Annotated in this window: 20 protein-coding genes; 8 read left to right on the forward strand and 12 right to left on the reverse strand. The window is 67.5% G+C overall.

Translation table 11 applies throughout. The features are described 5' to 3' along the window. The first annotated feature begins 147 nt into the window (after window positions 1-147). From phaR to AC07UK_RS20980, 6 genes are all read left to right on the forward strand, one after another. On the forward strand, window positions 148-699 hold the full coding sequence (phaR, locus tag AC07UK_RS20955; protein ID WP_013956454.1) for a polyhydroxyalkanoate synthesis repressor PhaR: 552 nt from the start codon (window positions 148-150) through the stop codon (window positions 697-699). Window positions 700-988: 289 nt separating this feature from the next. Then, a complete protein-coding gene (locus AC07UK_RS20960) occupies window positions 989-1,957 on the forward strand; it encodes a tRNA dihydrouridine synthase (RefSeq protein ID WP_436223063.1) in 969 nt (322 codons plus the stop codon). A gap of 146 nt (window positions 1,958-2,103) precedes the next feature. Continuing rightward, complete coding sequence (gene rimO / locus AC07UK_RS20965; protein WP_494686295.1) at window positions 2,104-3,483, forward strand: 30S ribosomal protein S12 methylthiotransferase RimO; 1,380 nt, start codon at window positions 2,104-2,106, stop codon at window positions 3,481-3,483. Between the two features lie 92 nt (window positions 3,484-3,575). Then, the gene (bktB, locus tag AC07UK_RS20970; RefSeq protein WP_494686294.1) at window positions 3,576-4,760 is read left to right on the forward strand and encodes a beta-ketothiolase BktB; all 1,185 of its coding nucleotides are present in this window, start codon (window positions 3,576-3,578) and stop codon (window positions 4,758-4,760) included. An 8-nt stretch (window positions 4,761-4,768) separates the two neighbouring features. After that, a complete protein-coding gene (locus tag AC07UK_RS20975; RefSeq protein WP_494686293.1) occupies window positions 4,769-5,383 on the forward strand; it encodes a hypothetical protein in 615 nt (204 codons plus the stop codon). 166 nt (window positions 5,384-5,549) lie between these two features. After that, window positions 5,550-6,773 (forward strand): cystathionine beta-lyase, encoded by a 1,224-nt coding sequence (locus tag AC07UK_RS20980; RefSeq protein ID WP_436221392.1) that lies wholly within the window; start codon window positions 5,550-5,552, stop codon window positions 6,771-6,773. Window positions 6,774-6,779: 6 nt separating this feature from the next. Here AC07UK_RS20980 and AC07UK_RS20985 read toward each other — a convergent pair whose 3' ends face one another. The 8 genes from AC07UK_RS20985 to mfd form a co-directional block, all read right to left on the reverse strand. Continuing rightward, on the reverse strand, window positions 6,780-7,019 hold the full coding sequence (locus AC07UK_RS20985; protein ID WP_010810122.1) for a DUF2789 domain-containing protein: 240 nt from the start codon (window positions 7,017-7,019) through the stop codon (window positions 6,780-6,782). A gap of 117 nt (window positions 7,020-7,136) precedes the next feature. Further along, window positions 7,137-8,786: a PepSY-associated TM helix domain-containing protein gene (locus AC07UK_RS20990; RefSeq protein WP_494686292.1), complete on the reverse strand. Its 1,650-nt coding sequence runs from the start codon at window positions 8,784-8,786 to the stop codon at window positions 7,137-7,139. A gap of 10 nt (window positions 8,787-8,796) precedes the next feature. Next, window positions 8,797-9,099: a hypothetical protein gene (locus AC07UK_RS20995; protein WP_494686291.1), complete on the reverse strand. Its 303-nt coding sequence runs from the start codon at window positions 9,097-9,099 to the stop codon at window positions 8,797-8,799. Then, a complete protein-coding gene (locus AC07UK_RS21000) occupies window positions 9,096-9,383 on the reverse strand; it encodes a hypothetical protein (protein ID WP_494686290.1) in 288 nt (95 codons plus the stop codon). The genes AC07UK_RS20995 and AC07UK_RS21000 overlap by 4 nt, the downstream gene beginning before the upstream one ends. A 210-nt stretch (window positions 9,384-9,593) precedes the next feature. After that, window positions 9,594-10,448 (reverse strand): phosphoserine phosphatase SerB, encoded by an 855-nt coding sequence (gene serB, locus AC07UK_RS21005; RefSeq protein WP_456806444.1) that lies wholly within the window; start codon window positions 10,446-10,448, stop codon window positions 9,594-9,596. Between the two features lie 114 nt (window positions 10,449-10,562). Then, window positions 10,563-11,954: an amidohydrolase gene (locus AC07UK_RS21010; RefSeq protein ID WP_494686289.1), complete on the reverse strand. Its 1,392-nt coding sequence runs from the start codon at window positions 11,952-11,954 to the stop codon at window positions 10,563-10,565. A gap of 123 nt (window positions 11,955-12,077) precedes the next feature. Beyond that, window positions 12,078-13,295 (reverse strand): acetylornithine deacetylase, encoded by a 1,218-nt coding sequence (gene argE, locus AC07UK_RS21015; RefSeq protein ID WP_436221398.1) that lies wholly within the window; start codon window positions 13,293-13,295, stop codon window positions 12,078-12,080. Between the two features lie 80 nt (window positions 13,296-13,375). Next, window positions 13,376-16,825 carry a transcription-repair coupling factor gene (gene mfd / locus AC07UK_RS21020; RefSeq protein ID WP_494686288.1) on the reverse strand — a complete coding sequence of 1,150 codons (3,450 nt, stop codon included), beginning with the start codon at window positions 16,823-16,825 and terminating at the stop codon, window positions 13,376-13,378. A gap of 142 nt (window positions 16,826-16,967) precedes the next feature. Here mfd and ispD point away from each other — a divergent pair, with 142 nt between their 5' ends. Both ispD and ispF read left to right on the forward strand, forming a co-directional pair. Further along, window positions 16,968-17,780 (forward strand): 2-C-methyl-D-erythritol 4-phosphate cytidylyltransferase, encoded by an 813-nt coding sequence (gene ispD, locus AC07UK_RS21025; RefSeq protein WP_436221400.1) that lies wholly within the window; start codon window positions 16,968-16,970, stop codon window positions 17,778-17,780. 4 nt (window positions 17,781-17,784) lie between these two features. Then, entirely contained in the window at window positions 17,785-18,294 is a 510-nt protein-coding gene (ispF, locus tag AC07UK_RS21030; protein ID WP_013956468.1) for a 2-C-methyl-D-erythritol 2,4-cyclodiphosphate synthase, read from the forward strand. Here the strand turns inward: ispF and AC07UK_RS21035 are convergent, their stop codons facing one another. From AC07UK_RS21035 to AC07UK_RS21050, 4 genes are all read right to left on the reverse strand, one after another. Continuing rightward, complete coding sequence (locus tag AC07UK_RS21035; RefSeq protein ID WP_436221401.1) at window positions 18,295-18,867, reverse strand: GNAT family N-acetyltransferase; 573 nt, start codon at window positions 18,865-18,867, stop codon at window positions 18,295-18,297. A 183-nt stretch (window positions 18,868-19,050) separates the two neighbouring features. Further along, the gene (locus AC07UK_RS21040) at window positions 19,051-19,572 is read right to left on the reverse strand and encodes a carboxymuconolactone decarboxylase family protein (protein ID WP_153955276.1); all 522 of its coding nucleotides are present in this window, start codon (window positions 19,570-19,572) and stop codon (window positions 19,051-19,053) included. Between the two features lie 106 nt (window positions 19,573-19,678). Continuing rightward, window positions 19,679-20,227, reverse strand: a complete 549-nt coding sequence (locus AC07UK_RS21045; RefSeq protein ID WP_010810110.1) for a peroxiredoxin — start codon at window positions 20,225-20,227, stop codon at window positions 19,679-19,681. Window positions 20,228-20,524: 297 nt separating this feature from the next. Next, a complete protein-coding gene (locus AC07UK_RS21050) occupies window positions 20,525-21,826 on the reverse strand; it encodes an MFS transporter (RefSeq protein WP_436221402.1) in 1,302 nt (433 codons plus the stop codon). Between the last annotated feature and the right edge of the window lie 115 nt (window positions 21,827-21,941).

Consider the following 21,941-nt stretch of genomic DNA (forward strand, 5'->3'; position numbering starts at 1 on the left):
CAGGCCGCCACGCGCAGCCATGCGCGAACAGGCCACCAGACGGCCGGCACGACAACAAGCAGATGGCGCGGGCGATACCGATTTGCGCACTGCACCCCATGCGGTGCAGCAGCGCGCAAACAGCGATGACACAAGGACAGAGCACCGATGGCCACGACCAAAAAAGGCGCAGAGCGACTGATCAAAAAGTATCCGAACCGCAGGCTCTACGACACCCAGACCAGCACCTACATCACCCTGGCCGACGTCAAGCAGCTGGTCATGGATTCAGAAGAATTCAAGGTCGTCGACGCCAAGTCTGGTGACGAACTGACCCGCAGCATCTTGCTGCAGATCATCCTGGAAGAAGAGTCGGGCGGCGTGCCGATGTTCTCCAGCGCGATGCTGTCGCAGATCATCCGCTTCTATGGCCATGCCATGCAAGGCATGATGGGCACCTACCTGGAAAAGAACATCCAGGCCTTCATCGACATCCAGAACAAGCTGGCCGAGAACTCCAAGGGCCTGTATTCCGGCGAAACCTTCAGCCCCGACATGTGGTCGCAGTTCATGAACATGCAGGGCCCGATGATGCAGGGCATGATGAGCAACTACATCGAGCAGAGCAAGAACCTGTTCGTGCAGATGCAGGAGCAGATGCAAAGCCAGGCCAAGAATATGTTCGGGACGTTCCCGTTCAACCAGCCGGACAAGAAGTAAAGCACTAGCGGCGGCGGGCTCTGCACCCGCCGCAAGCTGGCTGGTTCTCAGCCAGCGCTCGCATGCAGGCGGATGCCCAGCGCCCGCATCACCTCCCTGAGCGCCCTGCCGACGCAAAGCAGGTAGAATGCGCGATCTGCGCCCCCCAGGCGCACGCAATCACGCAACTCTCTCCAGCGGCGGCTCAGTGTGGACTCGCCTTTTGTGCGCGACACCCCATGCTCTCCGTTATCCAATATGCTCGTCCGGCCTTTCAGGCCCGGCCCTCTGCTTCGGTGAAGGCCTTGCCATGAGCCGGCTGTTCCTGGCCCCCATGGAAGGGCTCGCCGACTACGTCTTGCGCGACGTGCTGACCGATACCGGCGGCTACGACGGCTGTGTGTCCGAGTTTGTCCGGGTGACGGGTTCGTTGCTTCCAGCCCGCGTCTACGAGCGCGATACGCCCGAAATCCTCGCCGGCGGCTATACCCGCAGCGGCACGCCGATGGTGATCCAGTTGCTCGGCAGCGATCCGGAATGGCTGGCGCGCAATGCGGCCTATGCCGCGACCTTGTCGCCGCATGGCATCGACCTGAACTTCGGTTGTCCCGCCAAGGTCGTCAACCGGCATGGCGGCGGCGCCATGCTGCTGACGAACCCTGAGTTGTTGAACCGGATCGTTGCGTCCGTGCGCGCGGCGGTGCCGGCCCATATCGCCGTGACGGCAAAAATGCGGCTGGGCGTCTCCGATACCTCGCTGGCCATTGATTGCGCCACGGCGCTGGCCGAGGGCGGCGCGGCTTCACTCGTGGTCCATGCCCGGACGCGGGACCATGGCTACCGGCCGCCGGCCCACTGGGACTGGATCGCGCGCATTGCGGCGGCGGTGGACGTGCCCGTGATTGCCAACGGAGACGTCTGGACGGTCGCGGACTGGGAACGCTGCCGGGCCGTCAGCGGTTGCGCCGACGTGATGATCGGGCGCGGCGCCGTGTCCGACCCTTTCCTGGCCTTGCGCATTCGCGGGCTGATGGACAGCGCGCCGTCAGACGAGGAGTGGCCGCTGGTGCTGCGCCAGATCGCCACTTACCTGAAAAAGCTGCATGCCCGTATCGCCTCGTGCCATGAACATGGGCGCGTGAAACTGTGGCTCAGCTATCTCAAGCGGACCTGGCCACAGGCCGCCGAACTGCATGCGGCCATCCGGCGCATGCAGGACTCGCTGGAGATAGAGCGTGTCCTGGAAGGCCTGCCAGGAGCCACTACCGTGCCGGAATGACGCGGCATTGCCGCAGCCTGGGCCACATGTGTGGAGTCAGGCGCCGAGAATTCATGGCAAACGGTTAAAATGTGTGATTGGCTCACCGGCCGCCGGCCTTGTCCCCGCATATACCGCCGCGCCTGCCCCCACATTCGGATTGCACAGTGAAAAACCCTTCAGAATCAACGACCCAGAAAGACCATAGTCCGCGTGTGGGATTCGTTTCCCTTGGCTGCCCCAAGGCGCTGGTCGACTCCGAGCAGATCATCACCCAACTGCGCGCCGAGGGCTATGCCATCAGCGGCACCTATGACGGCGCCGACCTGGTCGTGGTCAATACCTGCGGCTTTATCGACGAGGCAGTGCAGGAGAGCCTGGACGCCATCGGCGAGGCGCTGACCGAGAACGGCAAGGTCATCGTGACCGGCTGCCTGGGCGCCAAGAAGGATGCCGCGGGTCATGACATCGTGTCCTCCGTGCACCCGAAGGTGCTGGCCGTGACCGGCCCGCACGCGCTGGGCGAGGTGATGCAGGCGGTGCACACGCACCTGCCCAAGCCGCACGACCCGTTTACCGACCTGGTTCCCGCGGCCGGCATCAAGCTGACGCCCAAGCACTACGCCTACCTGAAGATTTCCGAGGGCTGCAATCACCGTTGCTCGTTCTGCATCATCCCGTCGATGCGCGGCGACCTGGTGTCGCGCCCGGTGGCCGAGGTCATGCTGGAGGCCGAGAACCTGTTCAAGGCAGGTGTCAAGGAACTGCTGGTGATCTCGCAGGACACCAGCGCCTACGGCGTCGACGTCAAGTACCGCACCGGCTTCTGGAACGGCCGCCCGCTCAAGACCCGCATGACCGAACTGGTGGCGGCCCTGGGCGAGCTGGCTGCGCAATATGGCGCCTGGGTTCGCCTGCACTACGTCTACCCGTACCCGCACGTCGACGAGATCATCCCGCTGATGTCGCAGGGCCATGTGCTGCCGTACCTCGATGTGCCGCTGCAGCACGCGCACCCGGACGTGCTCAAGCGCATGAAGCGCCCGGCCAATGCCGAGAAGACCATGGACCGGATCCGCGCCTGGCGCGAGGTCTGTCCTGAGCTGACCATCCGCAGCACCTTTATCGCCGGCTTCCCGGGCGAGACCGAGGCGGAATTCCAGACCCTGCTCGACTTCATCGCCGAAGCCGAGCTGGACCGCGTCGGCTGCTTCGCCTATTCGCCGGTGGAGGGCGCCACCGCCAACGACCTGCCGGGCGCGCTGCCCGACGAAGTGCGCGAGGAACGCCGCGCCCGCTTCATGGAAGTGGCCGAAGAGGTCTCGGCACGACGCCTGCAGCGCAAGGTCGGCCAGACCCTGCGCGTGCTGGTGGACGAGGTCAACCAGGACGGCGGCATCGGCCGTTCGTCCGCGGATGCACCGGAAATCGACGGTCTGGTCTATATCGCGCCGCCGGAACGCCATTCCCAGCGCTACCGCGCCGGCGAGTTCGTCGACGTGAAGATCACCGGCGCCGACGGCCACGATCTGTGGGGCGAGGTCTGAAACGGGTTGATTAGGTAAAAGTACGCTCGTTCGATTTCGTCCGCGTCCCGCTATACTGTGCGGTGCAACATAACCCTCATGGAGACAAAGTCATGACGCGTGAAGTGGTAGTGGTGAGCGGTGTCCGTACCGCGATCGGGACCTTTGGCGGCAGCCTGAAGGATGTGGCGCCGGCGGAGCTGGGCGCGCTGGTGGTGCGCGAGGCGCTGGCGCGTGCGCAGGTATCGGGCGACGATGTCGGCCACGTGGTGTTCGGCAACGTGATCCAGACCGAGCCGCGCGACATGTATCTGGGCCGCGTCGCGGCCGTCAACGGCGGGGTGACGGTCAATGCCCCCGCGCTGACCGTGAACCGCCTGTGCGGTTCGGGCCTGCAGGCCATTGTCAGCGCCGCGCAGACCATCCTGCTGGGCGATACCGACGTAGCCATCGGCGGTGGCGCGGAAAGCATGAGCCGCGCGCCGTACCTGGCGCCCGCGGCCCGCTGGGGCGCACGCATGGGCGATGCCGGCCTGGTCGACATGATGCTGGGCGCGCTGCACGATCCCTTCCACCGCATCCACATGGGCGTGACCGCCGAGAACGTCGCCAAGGAATACGACATCTCGCGCACGCAGCAGGACGAGGCCGCGCTGGAATCGCACCGCCGCGCTTCGGCCGCGATCAAGGCCGGTTACTTCAAGGACCAGATCGTCCCGGTGGTGAGCAAGGGCCGCAAGGGCGACGTCACCTTCGATACCGACGAGCACGTCCGCCATGACGCCACCATGGACGACATGACCAAGCTGCGACCGGTCTTCGTCAAGGAGAACGGCACGGTCACGGCCGGCAACGCCTCGGGCCTGAACGACGCCGCCGCCGCGGTGGTGCTGATGGAGCGCGCCGAGGCCGAGCGCCGCGGCCTGAAGCCGCTGGCCCGCCTGGTGTCGTACGGCCATGCCGGCGTGGACCCCAAGACCATGGGCATTGGCCCGGTGCCGGCGACGAGGATCGCGCTGGAGCGTGCCGGCCTGCAGGTGTCGGACCTGGACGTGATCGAAGCCAACGAAGCCTTTGCCGCGCAGGCGTGCGCGGTGACCAAGGCGCTCGGCCTGGATCCGGCCAAGGTCAACCCGAACGGCTCGGGCATCTCGCTGGGCCACCCGATCGGCGCCACCGGTGCCCTGATCACGGTGAAGGCGCTGAATGAGCTGAACCGCGTGCAGGGCCGCTACGCGCTGGTGACGATGTGCATCGGCGGCGGGCAGGGTATTGCCGCTATCTTCGAACGCATCTGAGGTTAGCCTTGCGCCCGGCTTTGCTGACGAAGAACCTCTGCACGCTGGGCCTGGCCGCCGTGCTCGCCCTGGCGGGCACGGCGCAGGCAGCGCCGGGCACCGAGCTGTCGACTGGCCCGGTGATCGGCGGGGAAGGCCTGGGCATCAACCAGGCCATTCGCGACGGCGAAGCCCGGCGCGGCGGCACCTCGCTCTCCACTGGGGCGCCAAGACCTCTGGCGCCGCGGCCGGAATATGCGTCGCTGCCGGTCTACGTCGGCAAGGTCGGCGACCAGCCGGTGCGGCTGCGCCTGGGCCCCAAGCCTGACGAGCGCGACAGCGTGCGCGGCGAATACGCAGGCCGTGGCGCCGGTGTGCGCCTGCTGGCCGGCGAGTGGGAGGGCGGCGCCTTCCTGATGGAGGAGTCCGACGACGGCACCCGCGTGTCGGGCAACTGGGAAGGCAGCATCGACGCCAGCGGCGCCGTGCGCGGCACCTGGACCGACGCGTTCAACCCCGCCATCGTGCTACCGTTCTTTATCCGCCCGCTGGGCGTGCTGGTGATCCCCCCGTTTGACATGACGCCCAACAGCGGCGTCACCTACGCGCCGCCGCCACCGAAGTCCTCGATTTCCGGCTGGTAAGGCGCTTCCTGGTGCCCGCCGTTGCCATCGCCGGTGGCGCGGCCAGCATTTGCTGGTAAGCTCGAAGGCTCATCGAGTCTCATTCCTGACCGTGCCGTGCTTCTGCCTGGGCGATACCGCCGGGGCAGCGCGCCGTGGCCGGCCAGCAGCCAGCAAGGAAACCGCCGTGTCCGATTCGCCATCCGACAAGCCCGCGTCGCCCGCCCATTACCTGCAAACCGTTGCGGTCCAGCCCGAGCTGGAAATCGCGCCCGGCTTTGCCTCGTTTTCTCCCGCCACGCACCGCGGGTCCACCGTGGTGTTCCGCAACCTGGCCGAACTGCGTGCCCATGGCGACGGTGCCACCACTTACTGGCGCTATGGCCTGCACGCCACGCCCACCAGCGAGGCGCTGTGCCAGCACCTGGCGCTGCTGGAGGGCGCGCGCCACACGCTGCTGCAGCCGTCAGGGCTGGCAGCAATCTCGCTGGTCTACTTCGCGCTGCTCAAGAGCGGCGACGACGTGCTGGTGCCGCACAACGTCTACGGCCCCAACCGCGACCACGGCGAGTGGCTGGCACGCGAATTCGGCGTGACCGTGCGCTACTACGACCCGATGGACGCCGCTGCGGTGGCGGCGATGATCCGGCCGAATACGCGCCTGGTCTGGATGGAGTCGCCCGGTTCGGTGACCATGGAAGTGCCCGACAGCGACGCCATCGTCGCCGCGGCCAGGGCGCGCGGCGTGCTGACCGCGATCGACAATACCTGGTCGGCCGGCATCTACTTCCGCCCGTTCGACAAGGGCATCGATATCTCGGTGCAGGCGCTGACCAAGTACCAGTCCGGTGGCAGCGACGTGCTGATGGGCGCGGTCCTGACCTGCGACGATGCGCTGCATGAGCGCCTGAAGCGCACCCGCATGCTGATGGGCTGGGGTGTTTCCGCCGATGACTGCCACCTGGTGCTGCGCGGGCTGCCGAGCCTGCCGGTGCGCCTGGCCGCGCATGACCGTGCGGCCCGCGAAGTGGCGGAGTGGCTGCACCAGCGGCCCGAGGTTTCGCGCGTGCTGCATCCGGCGCTGCCGGACTGCCCGGGCCACGCCAGCTGGCGGCGGGATTTCACTGGCGCCAGCGGGCTATTTGCCATCACCCTGCGGGCAAGCTATACGCGCCAGCAGGTGGATGCCTTCGTCGAGGCGCTGCAGCTGTTTGCGATCGGCTGGTCCTGGGGCGGCGCCCATAGCCTGGCCGTGCCATACCACGTGCAGGGCATGCGCCCGGCGGGCACCTGGCCGCCGGCCGGCTGGCAGGACACCGGCGAACTGGTGCGGCTTTATATCGGCCTGGAAGACACGCGCGACCTGATCGCCGACCTGCGCCAGGCGCTGGAGGCTACGCTGGCCGCGTAAGCGGCCTCAGGCCGGCTGCCTCAGGGCGAGATTGAGCTGGTCGACGACTTCGGCCCAGTCGGCGTCGTCCAGCAGCTCGTCGCGCAGCAGCGTGGCCTGGGCGGGAGTCCAGAACGGTGCCTCGGCCAGCTCGACATCGTCGGGCAGCGGGGCGTGCGTGCCGATAAAGCTGCGGATGCTGGCTTCGTCGGAGGCCAGGCCGAGTTGGGCGAACAGTTCGGAAAACTGGTGGAAGGTCGATTCCATGGCGGTCGGCTCGATGTTGTTGGCCTGTGATAGTGTAGGGCAGCGGCCGGGCCGGCGCGGCCAAGGAAACAAAAACGGACGCTGCTGCGTCCGTTTTTTTGTGCGCGCGCCGTGCGCTCAGGGCGTATCCGCGCTGGGCATCGTCTTGGCGCTCGCGGTGGGCCTGGCGGCTTGTGCTGCCCGGGCTGCCTGCGGCATCGCCCACACCGACTCCGCCGGCCCGCTGCGCGCGCGGCGCTGCGTGGCGCGCGCCAGGGCGACAAAGCCCGCGGCCAGCGCGATCGCGCCGATATCGAAGCCGGCGATGATCCAGTGCCCGCTGGGGATGCTGTGCAGCAGGTGGTCGCCGGTCAGGATCGCGTTCGCCAGCGGCACGGTCAGCGACGCCAGCGCGGCGGCGTAGAGCAGTTCCACCGCGGCGCGTACCGGCGGGCGCAGCATCGCCCAGGCACAGGCCAGGCCAAACACCGTGAAATACGTGTAGCTCACCGCGCGCTCCGGCCATAGCAGCGCCGCCGGGAAGCACAGCGCCACGCCGATGCAGCAGCCGATGCACACGCCGACCGTGCCCTGCGCCAGCAGCCGGTGCACGCGCGGCTGCTCGGCCTGGCGCAGCTTGCGCCGCGACTCGATCCACAGCAGGTTGCCCGAATAGAACAGGAAGGCGCCGGCCAGCCCGGCCAGCAGGTAGACCAGGCGCACCGGCAGCTCGCCGAAGGTGCCGAAATGCAGCGCGTACAGCGCGCTGTAGAGCCCGTGGTTGCTGTCGCGCGTGCCGGCCGTCTGGTTGGCGGTCAGCTGGCCCGCGTTGGGCTCGCCGCTGGCGGCATGGATGCCGACCGAGCCCAGGTTGCCGAGTGCCTGCGTGCTGGTGCCGCGCACCTCCACCACGGCATTGGCGTCGCCAAAGCGCTGGAAGCGGAAAGACTCGGGCGTAAAGCGCTCGCCGCCGTGCTCGCGCGCGATCTGCATCAGCGTTGCCGTGGGCATGGTCGGCACCGCGCGGTTGGCTGCGGCTACTTCCGGTACGGCGGTGGTGGCACGGGGCACCGCCTCGAACAGGCGGCCGTCGAAGGTCAGCGTGTTGAACACCATCATCAGTACCAGCGACACGGAGAACAGTGCGCCGGTGATGGCAAAGACCAGGTGGAAGGGCAGGCTGAACAGGCCCAGCACATTGTGGGTGTCCATCCAGAAGCGCTTCAGGTTGCGCCCGGGGCGCACCGCGAACAGGTCCTTCTTCAGCCGCGGCAAGTGCAGCAGCACGCCCGACACCAGCGCCAGCCCGTACAGCACCGAGATCGCACCCATGAAGTAGATGCCGCCGACCGGGATCCCCAGCGAGTAGTGCAGGCTATTCAGGAACGCCGACAGCTCGCCGATCACCTGGTCGCGCGAAGTGTCGCGCTGCATCGCGGCGTCGCCGGCCAGGCGGGCGTAGGTGGTCATCTGCCACTCGCCCGCCTTGTCCTGCCAGTAGGCCGAGATATTGGGCTCGCCCTCCGACGGCATGATCACGTAGGAACTGGCCGCGGCCTCGGGGTGGATCGCGACCAGTTTCTGCATGAAGCGGTCGACCGCGGCCGGGTCGGCCTTGGCCTCGACCGGCGCGCTGCCCTTGAGCCGCGACGGCGACTGCCACACATGCAGTTCGTGGTGGAACACGGTGACCGCCCCGGCAAAGAAGGCGATAAACAGGGCCCAGCCGGCCATCAGGCCGACCCAGGTATGCAGCGTCTGGTACAGGCGCAGGGTTGCGGTTTTCATGATGGCATTCTCAGGAGGCGGGCAGTGCAGCCGGCGCCAGGCCGGCCAGGCGCAGCGCCCACAGCGCACCGAAGCAGACCAGGTTGGCGCCGCCCAGCCAGATCCAGGCGGCGCGGCTGGAACGGAACAGCAGGCTGGCGCTGATGATGGCCACCCACACCGGCAGGCAGGCCACCACGGCCGCGACGATGCCGGTCTCCCAGCCGCCCGGCAGCCACAGGATCAGCAGCGTGCACAGCGCCACCGCCAGCGGCAGCCCGAGCAGCGCACCGGCCAGCCACTTGGTGCCCATCGCGGATTGGTTTGCGCTCATGCCCGTTGCTCCCGTGCCGCCCGGCGCTTGCGCGCGGCATAGGTGCCAATAAAGGGCCATACCGACAGCGCGTAGGGCACTGTCACCAGGCTGGCCGCAATGGCCACGGGCCAGCCGTCGGTGGTGCTCCACAGCCAGGTGCTGACGATGGCCAGGGCCAGGCCCAGCCAGCCCAGCACACGCGGTTGCGCGACCCTGCCGGGCGGAAGCAGGACCTGGTTGGGCGCGGCTAGGTACAGGCACGCGGCCGCAGCCAGGCCAAGAAGGACGGCCAGAGCTTGCATGGGGCAATGTCAGATAAACGAAACATTAATGGTAATGATTCGCATTTGAAGAGGCAAGCGCTAAGTAGATGCTGCGTCTCAGGGATTTATCTGCACTTGGGGAGGGACTTGCGCTGGCTGTAGCGCGAATCGTTGCTGGTGGCCCAGGGGGTGGGGCCGGCCGGGCGATTGCCGCCCGGCGCGCGATGCCGCGTTTGCCGCGGCCCGGGATCAGTGCGGGAACAGCGCTAGCAGGCCGTCCAGCCCGACGTGGTTGAACGCGACGCTGGCCTGCGCGCGCACCACCGGCTTGGCCCGGAAGGCCACCGACAGGCCGGCCACGGCCATCATCTTCAGGTCGTTGGAGCCATCGCCCATGACGATGGCCTGGTCCGGCGTGGCGCCGATCTGGGCGCAGACTTCCTGCACGGTGCGGGCCTTGACATCGGCGTTGACGATCTCGCCAACGACATTGCCAGTCAGCTTGCCGTCGACGATCTCCAGCGTATTGGCGCGGGTCACGTCGAGTTTGAGCCGTGCCTTGAGCTTCTCGGTGAAATGCACGAAGCCGCCAGACACCAGCAGCGTGCGCAGGCCCAGCGCCTGCACGGTCTGCAGCATGCGCTCGGCGCCCGGCGACAGCCGCAGGCGCTCTTCGTAGACGCGGTCCAGCACGCTGGCGTCCAGCCCCTTGAGCAGGGCCACGCGGCGGCGCAGGCTCTCGTTGAAATCGGTGATCTCGCCGCGCATGGCGGCTTCGGTGATGGCCGAGACCTCGGCCTTGAGGCCGCAGAAATCTGCGATCTCGTCGATGCACTCGATCGTGATCAGGGTCGAGTCCATGTCCATCGCCACCAGGCGGAAGTCGGACAGTTTGCGCCCCGCGGGCACCACTGCCCAGTCGATCGCGCGCGGGCCGCAGAAATCGTCGAGCGCATCGCGCAGCGCCGGCGTCAGCGGCGCGCATTCCTCGGCGGCGGCCACGGTGTCGCTGCGCAGCACCAGTTCAGAGGCGCGGGCCAGGGTGCGGGCGGTGTCGAGGTCGGCTGGGGAAAGCGGGGCGGTGCTCTGGAGGATCAGGGGCATGGCGGATGAGGATCGGGCGCTTGCCGCGCTGGCGGCAAGGCGGGGCAGGGCTGGCCGCAATGCGCGCGGCAAAACTGCTATTGTAGCCCCGCCGCAGCGCCCCGGGCGAGCCGCTCAGCGCTGCGCCATCACCATGTAGTCCACGGTCAGGCTGGACAGGGCGCGCACGCCGTTGATCAGCGCCGGCTCGTCCACATAGAACTCAGGCGAGTGGTTGGAAGGCGCCTTGGTCACATCCTGGCCCTTGGGCGTCACACCGAGGTTGAAGAACAGGCCCGGCACTTTCTCCTGGTAGAACGAGAAGTCCTCCGACGCGGTCGCCTTGGGCGTGATCATCCAGTTGCCTTCGCCGGCCACGCGCTGCAGCGTGGGTGCCATCTTCTCGGTCAGGGCCGGCTGGTTGATGGTGGCGTTGTACAGCTCCACCACGCGGAAGTTGGCCTCGGCCCCGGCGCTGGTGGCGATGGCCTCGGTGGTGCGCTTCATGCGGGCATGGATGTCCTTCTTCATGCCTTCGTCATAGGTGCGCACGGTGCCCATCATCTCGACCTTCTCCGGCACGATGTTCATGCGGTTGCCGCCGTGGATGGTGCCCACGGTGATCACCGACGGCTCCAGCATGGCGTTGACCTGGCGGCTCTGGATGGTCTGCAGGCCCATCACGATCTGCGACGCCACCACGATCGGGTCGATCCCGCCCCACGGCCGCGCGCCGTGCGTCTGGCGGCCCTTGACGTCGATCCAGAACTGGTCGGCCGCCGCCATCGAGGGGCCGCTGCGCCAGCCCAGCTTGCCGGATTCGATGCCGCTGCTCACATGCAGGCCGAAGATCGCATCGACCTTGGGATTGTCCAGCACGCCCTCGGACACCATCTGCTTGGCGCCCCAGGTGTTGGAGCCATTGGGTTCGAAGTCGGCCGGGCTTTCCTCGGCCGGCTGGAAGATGAACTTGACCGTGCCGGGCAACTGGTCCTTCATGCCGGCCAGCACTTCGGCGGTGGCCATCAAAATCGCCACGTGGGTGTCATGGCCGCAGGCGTGCATCACGTCCACTTCCTTGCCCAGGTACTGGCCCTTGGCCTTGGACGCGAACGGCACGTCCACGCGTTCCTTGACCGGCAGCGCATCCATGTCGGCGCGCAGCGCCACCACCGGACCGGGCCTGCCGCCCTTGAGCACGCCGACCACGCCGGTCTTGGCCACGCCCGTCTTTACTTCCATGCCGAGCTTGCGCAGGTGGTCAGCCACCAGCTTCGCGGTGCGGGTCTCGTAGTTGCCCAGTTCCGGATGCTGGTGGATGTCGCGGCGCCATGCGATTAGCTGCTTCTCGACCGCCTTGGCACGGGTTTCGACCTGCGCATGCAGTGTGTCGGCGCCAGCAAGCGTGGGAGACGCGGCGGCCGGTGCCTGCGCTTGCGCGGTATGGCAGAGCAGGCCGGCGGTGAGGGCCAGGCCGGCGAGCGCGAAGCGCTTGGTGGAACAGGATGCGGAATCACGGACAGCCATGCAAGGTCTCCTTCGTTGTTGTTGGTGTGATGCAGGCAGTGCTGCGGCCGCGCCGGATGGGGCGGCCAGAAGGGTGCCGCGTTGTGTGTCCTGGCCGGGCACACAACACGGCTGAGGGGGATGTCAGCCCGCCACGCGCAGGCTGTCGACCACCTTGTGCAGGAAGGCCTCGCAAGCAGCCAGCTGCTCCAGCGAAACAAATTCATCCGGCTTGTGCGCCTGCTGGATATCGCCAGGCCCGCACACCACGGCCGGAATTCCGGCGCGCTGGAACAGGCCGGCCTCGGTGCCATAGGCGACCTTGTTGGTGTCGCGGTCGGCGGTCAGCGCGCGCACCAGCTGCGTGATGGCTTCCTGCTCGGCCACGTCCAGCGATGGCGCGGCCGCGATCTTGCTCAGCGTCAGGCCGGCGTCGGCATGCTCGGCGCGCATCTTCGGCAGCAGCACGTCATTGGCGTAGCCCTGGATGCGGGCGTAGATGGCTTCAGGATCCACGCCGGGCAGGTTGCGGAATTCGAACACGAACTCGCACAGCGCCGGGATGGTGTTCAGCGCGATGCCGCCCTGGATGGTGCCAGTCTGCGCGGTGGTGTAGGGGACGTCGAAGGCCTGGTCGTAGGGGCCGTTGGCCTTGAACTCATCGGCGATGTCGCGGATGAAGCAGATCAGGCGCGCGGCGTATTCGATCGCATTGACGCCGCGCGGTGTCAGCGACGAGTGCGCGGCCTGTCCCCTGACGCAGCAGCGGTAGGCGTTGATGCCCTTGTGCGCGACGATCACGCGCATGCTGGTGGGTTCGCCGACGATGCAGCCGCCGGGCGTCACGCCGCGGTCGCGCAGTTCGGCCAGCAGGTAGGGCGCGCCCATGCAGCCGATCTCTTCATCGAAGGACAGCGCGTAGTGCACCGGCTCGCGCAGCCTGGCCTGCAGGATGGCCGGCAGCAGCGACAGGCTGGTGCCGATAAAGCCCTTCATGTCGCAGGTGCCGCGGCCGTAGAGCTTGCCGTCGCGCACCACCGGCTTGAACGGGTCGGTGGTCCAGTCCTGGCCGTCCACCGGTACCACGTCGGTATGGCCGGAGAGCACGATGCCGCCGTTGGTGTTGCCGTCGGCGGCGGGCACGGTGACGAACAGATTGGCCTTGTCCCGCTGCGGGTTGTAGCTCAGATGCGGCTTCAGCCCCTTGGCCAGGAAATGGTCGCGCACCGACTCGATCAGGCCCAGGTTGGAGTGGCGGCTGGTGGTGTCGTACGCAACCAGCCGCTGGGTCCATTCAAGCGCGCTGCCGCGCGCGGCGGTTTCGGTGACGGGCTGGCTGTGGGAGGCGGCGTGTGCAGGCATGGGGGCGTTATCGCTAACTTGTTAAGTATTTGATGCTACACCCGGCCGCGCGTCGCGTCCATGCAGGATGCCCATGACGCCTACGCCAGTTGCCGCAACGTATGCTTGATGGTCTGCGCGCGGATCGCCACGTCCGGCATCTTGGCCTCGATGCGCAGCTTGTCCTGCCCGGCCAGCTTGATATGGCGGTTCTTCTGCACCAGGTCGATGATGCGCATCGCGTCGATCGGCGGGTTGGGCACGAACTGCACGCTGATGGTGGCCTCGCCCGCGTCGATCTTGCGCACGCCCAGTGGCGCCGCGGCGATGCGCAGCCGGTGGGTCTCGACCAGCGCCTGCGCCTGCGCCGGCAGCCGGCCGAAGCGGTCGATCAGCTCTTCCTGGATGTCGTCCACGCGCTCGGCGGTCTCGCAGTTGGCCAGCCGCTTGTACAGCGACAGGCGCTCGTGCACGTCGGCGCAGTAGTCGTTGGGCAGTAGCGCCGGCGTGCCCAGGTTGATCTCGGTGGTGGCGGCCAGCGGCGCCATCAGGTCGGGCTCCTTGCCCGCCTTGAGCGCCTTGACCGCGGCGTTGAGCATGTCGGTGTAGAGCTGGAAGCCGATCTCGTGGATTTCGCCGGACTGCTTGTCGCCCAGCACCTCGCCCGCGCCGCGGATTTCCAGGTCGTGCATGGCCAGGTAGAAGCCCGAGCCCAGTTCTTCCATCTGCTGGATGGCCTCCAGCCGGCGCCCCGCCTGCTTGGTCAGGCCCTCGACGTCATGCACCAGCAGGTAGGCATAGGCCTGGTGGTGCGAGCGCCCGACCCGGCCGCGCAGCTGGTGCAGCTGCGCCAGGCCGAACTTGTCCGAGCGGTGGATCAGGATGGTGTTGGCGGTCGGCACGTCGATGCCGGTCTCGATGATGGTGGTGCACAGCAGGATGTTGTCGCGGCGCGCGACGAAGTCGCGCATCACGCGCTCCAGCTCGCGCTCGTGCATCTGGCCATGCGCGACGGCAATGCGCGCCTCTGGCACCAGCTCGGCCAGCCGCGCGCGCTTGTTCTCGATGGTCTCGACTTCGTTGTGCAGGAAGTAGACCTGGCCGCCGCGCTTGAGCTCGCGCAGGATGGCCTCGCGGATCACGCCGTCTTCCTCGCGCCGCACGAAGGTCTTGATCGCCAGCCGCTTCTGCGGCGCGGTCGCGATCACCGAAAAGTCGCGCAGCCCTTCGAGCGCCATGCCCAGCGTGCGCGGGATCGGCGTGGCGGTCAGGGTCAGCACGTCGACCTCGGCGCGCAGGGTCTTCAGCGCCTCCTTCTGGCGCACGCCGAAGCGGTGTTCCTCGTCGATGATGACCAGGCCCAGGCGCTCGAACCTGACCTGGTCGGACAGGATCTTGTGGGTGCCGATGACGATGTCGACGGTGCCGTCGTTGATCTGCTTGATGGCCGCGTCGATTTCTTTCTTGGTCTTGAAGCGCGACAGCTCGACGATGCGCACCGGCCATTCGGCAAAGCGGTCGGACAGCGTCTGGAAGTGCTGCTCGGCCAGTAGCGTTGTCGGCGCCAGCATCGCCACCTGCTTGCCGCCCAGCACCGCGACAAAGGCCGCGCGCAGCGCCACCTCGGTCTTGCCGAAGCCGACGTCGCCGCAGACCAGCCGGTCCATCGGCTTGCCCGAGGTCATGTCGGCGATCACCGCGGCAATGGCGGCAGCCTGGTCCGGCGTTTCCTCGAAGCCGAAGCTCTCGGCAAAGGTCTCGTAGTCCTTGGGCGAGAGCGGGAAGGCAAAGCCCTCGCGCGCGGCGCGGCGCGCGTACAGGTTGAGCAGCTCGGCCGCGGTGTCGCGGATCTGCTGCGCGGCCTTGCGCTTGGCCTTGTCCCACTGGCCAGAACCGAGGTGGTGCAGCGGCGCGGTATCGGGATCGGCGCCGGAATAGCGCGAGATCACGTGCAGCTGGTGCACCGGCACGTACAGCTTGCTGGCCTTGTCGTAGTCCAGGTGCAGGAATTCCTCGTCGCCCTGGCCCATGTCCAGCGTGACCAGGCCCTGGTAGCGGCCGATGCCGTGCTCGCTGTGCACCACCGGGTCGCCGATCTTCAGCTCGGCCAGGTCGCGCACCATCGAGTCGACGGCGGAGGCCTGCTCCTGCTTGCGGCGGCCGGTGCGGCGCGCGGTGCCGGCGTACAGCTCGGCCTCGGTGACAAAGGCGATCTGCCCCTGCGGCAGCGCAAAGCCGCTCTGCAGCGGCGCCACCGCAATCGAGAAATGCGCTTCGCCGGCCAGGAACGCGGCAAAGTCGTCTACCGGATGCGGGCGCAGGCCGCTTTCGGCAAAGAGCTGCAGCAGGGTCTCGCGCCGCCCGGCCGAGTCGGCGCACATCAGCACGCGGGTCTGCTTGTCGAGCAGCAGCGCTTCCAGGTTGACCAGCGGATCATCGGCGCGGCGGTTCACCGCGACGTCGGGCAGCATGGCCGAGAACGCGGCCTGGTCCGCATTGGCTTCGGGCTGCAGCACCAGGCGCGCCATCGGCTTGGCGGCAACGAAGAACTGTTCCTCGGACAGGAACAGGTCCGCGGGCGGCAGCAGCGGGCGCTCGCGGTCGTGGCGCATGAAGTTGTAGCGCTGCGTGGTATCGGCCCAGAAGCGGCGGATGGCCTCGTCGACATTGCCGGCGAAGGCCAGCTGGGTATCGGCGGGCAGGTAGTCGAACACGGTTGCGCTGTGCTCGAAGAACAGCGGCAGGTAGTACTCGATGCCGGCCGATGGCACGCCGTTGCCGATGTCCTTGTAGATCGGCGACTTGGTCGGGTCGCCCTCGAACACCTCGCGCCAGCGGCCGCGGAAGGCGGTGCGCGCGGCTTCGTCGAGCGGGAACTCGCGCCCGGGCAGCAGCCGTACCTCCTTGACCGGGTACAGGCTGCGCTGGGTATCGGGGTCGAAGGCGCGGATGGTCTCGATCTCGTCGCCGAACAGGTCGATCCGGTATGGCAGCGCCGAGCCCATCGGATACAGGTCGATCAGGCCGCCGCGCACGCTGTATTCGCCGGGGCGCATCACCGCGCTGACGTGCTCGTAGCCGGCCAGCGTGAACTGGGCCTTGAGCGCGTTCTCGTCCAGGCGCTCGCCCTGCTTGAAGAAGAAGGTGTAGGCCGCCAGGAATGCCGGTGGCGCCAGCCGGTACAGCGCGGTGGTGGCCGGCACCAGCATCACGTCGCATTGCCCGGTCTGGATGTCGTGCAGCGTGGCCAGGCGCTCGGACACCAGGTCCTGGTGCGGCGAGAAGCTGTCGTAGGGCAGGGTTTCCCAGTCGGGCAGCAGGCGCACGCGCAGCTCGGGCGCGAACCAGGGGATTTCCTCGGCCAGGCGCTGGGCATCGACCGCGTGGGAGCACACTACGGCCAGCATCGGCGCGCGCTCGCGGTGCTGCCGAGCGTACGCGGCCACAGCCAGCGCATCGGCCGAGCCGCGCAGGCCGGCCACGCTGTGGCGCAGCCCCGGCTTGACCAGCGGCAGGTTGACAAAGGGGAAGGCGGGCTTGGCGTCAGGCATGTCGGCAGCGGGGCGTTCAAAACGACGACACCCCGCCGGCATTGCGGGCGGGGGTCGGAGCAGGGGACCTCAACGGCCCGTGCCGGGCACGCGTCAATGCGGAATGGCGCGGCATGGCGACGGGCAAGGGCCGTATTATAGAATGCGCACCGGTTGTCCCGCTGGCCATGCTGGCCAGCGGGCGCCCACGCCTCTTTCACTCCACCCCGATCCTGTGTCCGCTCGCCGCTTTGCCCTGATTCCCTGTGCCGGTTCCGGCAGCCGCGCCGGCGGCGCCGTTCCCAAGCAATACCAGACCGTGGCCGGCCGGCCGATGATCTGGTACGCGCTGGCGGCGTTCTCGGCGTGCGATGCCATCAACGCCACCGCGCTGGTGCTGGCGCCCGACGACATGCCGCTGGAATCGCGCTTCGGCGCGGCGGCGTTTGCCGGGCTGCGCTTCGATACCGCCTTTGTCGGCGGCGATACCCGCCATGCGTCGGTGCTGGCCGGGCTGCACCACCTGGCGCAGCTGGGCGCGACCGACAGCGACTGGGTGCTGGTGCACGATGCCGCGCGCCCGGGCCTGACCCCGGCGATGATCCACGCACTGGTGCGGGCGGTGGAAAGCGACGGCGACGACGATCCTGACGCCGCCATCGGCGGCATCCTGGCGGTGCCGGTGCCCGACACGCTCAAGCGTGCCCAGGACGACGCCCGTATCGGCGCCACGGTGCCGCGCGAGGGGCTGTGGCAGGCGCAGACGCCGCAGATGTTCCGCCTGGGCGTGCTGCGCCAGGCGCTGCAGGACGCCATGGCGGCCGGCGCGGTGGTCACCGACGAGGCCAGCGCGATCGAGCGCCTGGGGCTGCATCCGCGTCTGGTCAACGGCTCGCTGCGCAATTTCAAGGTGACCTACCCGGAGGACTTCGCACTGGCCGAAGTGCTGCTGGGCAACGACGGCAAAGGAGACTGACCGCATGATGCCTTTCGATATCCGGGTGGGACAGGGCTATGACGTCCACGCGCTGGTGCCTGGCCGCAAGCTGATCCTGGGCGGGGTCGAGATCCCGCATGACCGCGGCCTGCTGGGCCATTCCGATGCGGATGCGCTGCTGCACGCGGTCACCGACGCGCTCTTCGGTGCGGCCGCGCTGGGCGATATCGGCCGCCATTTCCCCGACACCGACGCGCAGTTTGCCGGCGCCGACAGCCGCGCACTGCTGCGCGAGGCCGCGCGCCGCGTGCGCGCGGCGGGCTATGAAATCGGCAATGTGGATGCCACCGTGATCGCGCAGGCGCCCAAGCTGGCCCCGCATATCGGGGCGATGGTGGCGAACCTGGCGGAAGACCTGGGGGTGGCGCGCGGTCGCTGCAACGTCAAGGCCAAGACCAACGAGAAGCTGGGCTTCGAAGGGCGCCAGGAGGGCATCGTGGCGCAGGCCGCGGTGCTGCTCTGGCGCGCCTCGGTGGGCGACGTGCAGGACTGATCAGGGCCGCGCGGCGTCTGGTGCCGCGTTTTCCGGCGGGATGGCGTAGGTGTAGTCGATCAGGCGGGCCATGGCACCCGCGCGCGCACCGGCTTCGGTGCGCTTGGTGAAGCCCATCTGCTGGCACAGCCGGTTGGCCGATGCCATTTCCGGCATGGTGCGCACCACCAGCGTGGGCGCGCCGATATCGCGCGCGCGCTGGATGCAGATCTGCATCAGCGTGCGGCCCAGGCCCAGGCCGCGCGCCTGCGGGCTCACCGACAGCAGCCGCGCTTCCGGCTGGGTCAGGGTGATGGTGCTGCCGTCCAGTGCCGGCAGCGTGGCGCCCGGATGGCAGAACAGCACGGCGCCCATGATGCCGTGATCGGTCTCCGCCACCCACCATTCCATATCCGGATGGCTGGTCGCCAGCACCGCCTGCATGCCGCGCTGGAACGAGGCGCGGCAGTCTTCCATGATGGCTAGCTCATATTGCCCGTAGGCTTGTTGCGTGACGGCGGCGATGTCGCCCCAGTCATGCACCGCCGCGAGGCGGTAGTGGAAGCGGGGGGAAGTCGGCGAAGGCAGGGTCATGGCAGGCTGTAAGTGCGTGTCCTGCCTGGATTGTAGGCCGATCGCCGCACGTGTGCAGCCTTGGCGCGGGGCGGTTGCAGGATGGGAACAGCCGGCAACTCCTGATGGGAAGCTGCCGGCTGCTGTGCTACGGCGCCCGTGTCAGGGCGCCACGGAGGGCGCGGGGGCGCGCTGTGGCCGGGCTTATTGCGCGGCGATCACGTTGGCGGCGGCCACGATCACGGCGGCGATGCGGCCGACATCGCGCAACTGCTGCGCGGTCATGCCCTGTTCATTCTTCAGCAGCTGGTAGTGCGATTTTACGCAGAAGTGGCACTTGCCCACGATCGAGGCGGCCAGCGCGTACATCTCGAAACGGCGCTTGTCCACGCCGCCATGGGTGGCATAGGCGTTCATGCGCAGGCCGGCCGGCTGGGTGGCCAGGTCCGGATCGTCGGCCATCTCGACGTACGGGTACCAGGTATTGTTCATGCCCATCAACGCCGCTGCGGTCAGTGCGGCGTTGGTTTCCTCGGGCGACAGCACGCCGGCGTTGCGGATGGCATCCACCAGCACCTTGCTCTGCGCCGCGAATGCCGCCGCCAGCGCCACGCCCACGGCATCGTTGCCTTCCAGCGAAGAGCGCGCGATGGTGCCGTCCACGTTCAGGCGGATGTCCTTGGCGTAATCGGGGATGAGATTCTTAATCGTGCTGAGGAATTCCATTTATTTCTCCTATCGATCGGGGCCCAAAAAACCCGCGCAAGCGGGTTTTGAAGCGGAGGGCGGGGCCCTCCGCGGATCGCCACGGTGTCTGGCGAAGAACTGCAAATTACAGCGTGGCGCCACCAACGGCACGGTTGCACGGGCACAGCTCGTCCGTTTGCAGACCGTCCAGGATGCGCAGGACTTCTTCCGGGTTGCGGCCCACGTTCAGGTTGTTCACCGACACGTGCTGGATCACGTTGTCCGGGTCGACGATGAAGGTCGCGCGCAGGGCAACGCCGGCAGCGTGGTCACGCACGCCCAGCTGGTCGATCAGCGAACCGGTCACGTCGGCGAATTGCCACTGGTTCAGCTTGTTCAGGTCCTTGTGTTCGCGGCGCCATGCCAGCTTGACGAATTCGTTGTCGGTCGAGCCGCCCAGCACGATCGCGTCGCGGTCGGCGAAGTCGCCGTTCAGCTTGGCGAAGGCAACGATTTCGGTCGGGCAGACGAAGGTGAAGTCCTTCGGGTAGAAGTAGATGATCTTCCACTTGCCTTCGAACGACTTTTCGGTGATGTCTTCGAAAGCCGACTGGCCGTTCTCTTCGTGATTGTTGAAACCCGGCTTGACACCGACGACGTGGAAGGCTTCGAGCTTGTCACCAACGGTCTTCATAGACTATCTCCTGATACGGTTGCAATGAGAGCGGTGCTGCCGCCGCGCGGCTGGCGTGGGCCGGCTGCGTGGCTTACCGCGACAAAACGTGATTATGCGTCATCACCAGATGCCGGGCTAATTGATATTCTCAAAGAGCCCGATAGGCAAGGCATGTGACGCCTGGTGCGAATCCCGGCATGGGCAGCCGCGCGGCATCAGCCTGGCGGCTTCGATGCGGAAGGGCAAGTATGCCATGCGCGATGGTCCCGCTTATGGCAAGTTGGTGACGATTGCGGCGAGTTCAACCCGCCATGTTCAGGCCGGATGCATGACCGGCTCCGCGCGGCGCGCCCGGAAGATCACCAGCGTGGCGACCAGTCCGCACAGCGCGGCGAACATCAGCCACAGTCCCGGCGCCGCCTTGTTGCCGGTGGCGTGGATCAGCCAGGTCGAGATTGCCGGCGTGAAGCCGCCGAACAGCGCCGTGGCCAGGCTGTAGGCCAGCGAGAAGCCGGTGGTACGCACCGCGGGCGGCATGATCTCGGTCAGCGCCACCACCATCGCGCCGTTATAGCTGCCATACAGGAACGACAGCCACAATTCCACCATCAGCAGCCGCGAGAACGACGGCTCGGCCACCAGCCACGACACGGCGGGGTACGCGGTCAGCAGCGTCGCCACGGTGAAGAACAGCAGCAGCGGCTTGCGCCCGATGCGGTCCGACAGCGCGCCCATCAGCGGCAGCCAGATAAAGTTGGACAGGCCCACGCACATGGTGACGATCAGGTTGTCGGTGTCGTCCAGCTTCAGCACGGTCTTGCCGAAGGTCGGCGTGTATGCGGTGATCATGTAGAACGACACCGTGGTCATCACCACCAGCATGCAGCCGGCCAGGATGATGCGCCAGTTGTCCAGCATCGAGCGGTAGATCTCGTCGATGGCGGGGCGGTGCTTGCGCGCCTTGAAGGCCTCGGTCTCTTCCAGCGAACGGCGGATCAGGAACAGGAACGGCACGATCAGGCAGCCCACCAGGAAGGGAATGCGCCAGCCCCATTCATCCATCTGCGCCGGCGCCAGCGTGGCGTGCAGGATCACGCCCAGCAGGCCGGCGAAGATCACCGCCACCTGCTGGCTGCCCGATTGCCACGCGACGTAGAAGCCCTTGCGGCCAGGTCTGGCGATTTCCGACAGGTAGACCGAGACGCCGCCCAGCTCCACGCCCGCCGAGAAACCCTGCAGCAGGCGCCCGGCCAGCACCAGCAGCGGCGCGGCCACGCCAATGGTGGCGTAGCCCGGCACGCAGGCAATCAGCAGCGTGCCCATGGCCATCAGCGCCAGCGTCATGATCAAGCCCTTGCGGCGGCCATGGCGGTCGATGTAGGCGCCCAGCACGATCGCGCCCAGCGGCCGCATCAGGAAGCCCGCGCCAAAGGTGGCAAGGGATAGCATCAGCGAGGCGAACTCGTTGCCGCTGGGGAAGAAGGTCCTGGCGATGGCGGCCGCGTAGAAGCCGTACACCATGAAGTCATACATTTCCAGGAAGTTGCCGCTGACGACGCGGAACACGGTGCGGAACCCGTGCTGCGCGCCGGGGGCGGCTGCGGAGGTATCTGACATGGCTGTCTCTCAGGCACCGCCGGTGGCCCCGGCGGCATGATGGTTCGGAGAAGTCAGCCAGGCGTGCGCGGGTCACGCCGTGTGGGAAGGACTTCGCCGCGGGCCTGATGACGGG

It is taken from the genome of Cupriavidus sp. GW821-FHT07C08, assembly GCF_059419025.1.

Excerpts from the sequence above, each read along its gene's own strand:
- mfd (WP_494686288.1), bottom strand. The coding sequence starts at position 16,825 with ATGCCTGACGCCAAGCCCGCCTTCCCCTTTGTCAACCTGCCGCTGGTC.
- AC07UK_RS21045 (WP_010810110.1), bottom strand. The coding sequence starts at position 20,227 with ATGAAGACCGTTGGTGACAAGCTCGAAGCCTTCCACGTCGTCGGTGTC.
- AC07UK_RS20990 (WP_494686292.1), bottom strand. The coding sequence starts at position 8,786 with ATGAAAACCGCAACCCTGCGCCTGTACCAGACGCTGCATACCTGGGTC.
- ispF (WP_013956468.1), top strand. The coding sequence starts at position 17,785 with ATGATGCCTTTCGATATCCGGGTGGGACAGGGCTATGACGTCCACGCG.
- argE (WP_436221398.1), bottom strand. The coding sequence starts at position 13,295 with ATGCCTGCACACGCCGCCTCCCACAGCCAGCCCGTCACCGAAACCGCC.
- AC07UK_RS21000 (WP_494686290.1), bottom strand. The coding sequence starts at position 9,383 with ATGCAAGCTCTGGCCGTCCTTCTTGGCCTGGCTGCGGCCGCGTGCCTG.
- AC07UK_RS20960 (WP_436223063.1), top strand. The coding sequence starts at position 989 with ATGAGCCGGCTGTTCCTGGCCCCCATGGAAGGGCTCGCCGACTACGTC.
- AC07UK_RS21010 (WP_494686289.1), bottom strand. The coding sequence starts at position 11,954 with ATGGCTGTCCGTGATTCCGCATCCTGTTCCACCAAGCGCTTCGCGCTC.
- AC07UK_RS21040 (WP_153955276.1), bottom strand. The coding sequence starts at position 19,572 with ATGGAATTCCTCAGCACGATTAAGAATCTCATCCCCGATTACGCCAAG.
- AC07UK_RS20995 (WP_494686291.1), bottom strand. The coding sequence starts at position 9,099 with ATGAGCGCAAACCAATCCGCGATGGGCACCAAGTGGCTGGCCGGTGCG.
- bktB (WP_494686294.1), top strand. The coding sequence starts at position 3,576 with ATGACGCGTGAAGTGGTAGTGGTGAGCGGTGTCCGTACCGCGATCGGG.
- serB (WP_456806444.1), bottom strand. The coding sequence starts at position 10,448 with ATGCCCCTGATCCTCCAGAGCACCGCCCCGCTTTCCCCAGCCGACCTC.
- ispD (WP_436221400.1), top strand. The coding sequence starts at position 16,968 with ATGCGCACCGGTTGTCCCGCTGGCCATGCTGGCCAGCGGGCGCCCACG.
- AC07UK_RS21050 (WP_436221402.1), bottom strand. The coding sequence starts at position 21,826 with ATGTCAGATACCTCCGCAGCCGCCCCCGGCGCGCAGCACGGGTTCCGC.
- phaR (WP_013956454.1), top strand. The coding sequence starts at position 148 with ATGGCCACGACCAAAAAAGGCGCAGAGCGACTGATCAAAAAGTATCCG.
- AC07UK_RS20985 (WP_010810122.1), bottom strand. The coding sequence starts at position 7,019 with ATGGAATCGACCTTCCACCAGTTTTCCGAACTGTTCGCCCAACTCGGC.
- AC07UK_RS21035 (WP_436221401.1), bottom strand. The coding sequence starts at position 18,867 with ATGACCCTGCCTTCGCCGACTTCCCCCCGCTTCCACTACCGCCTCGCG.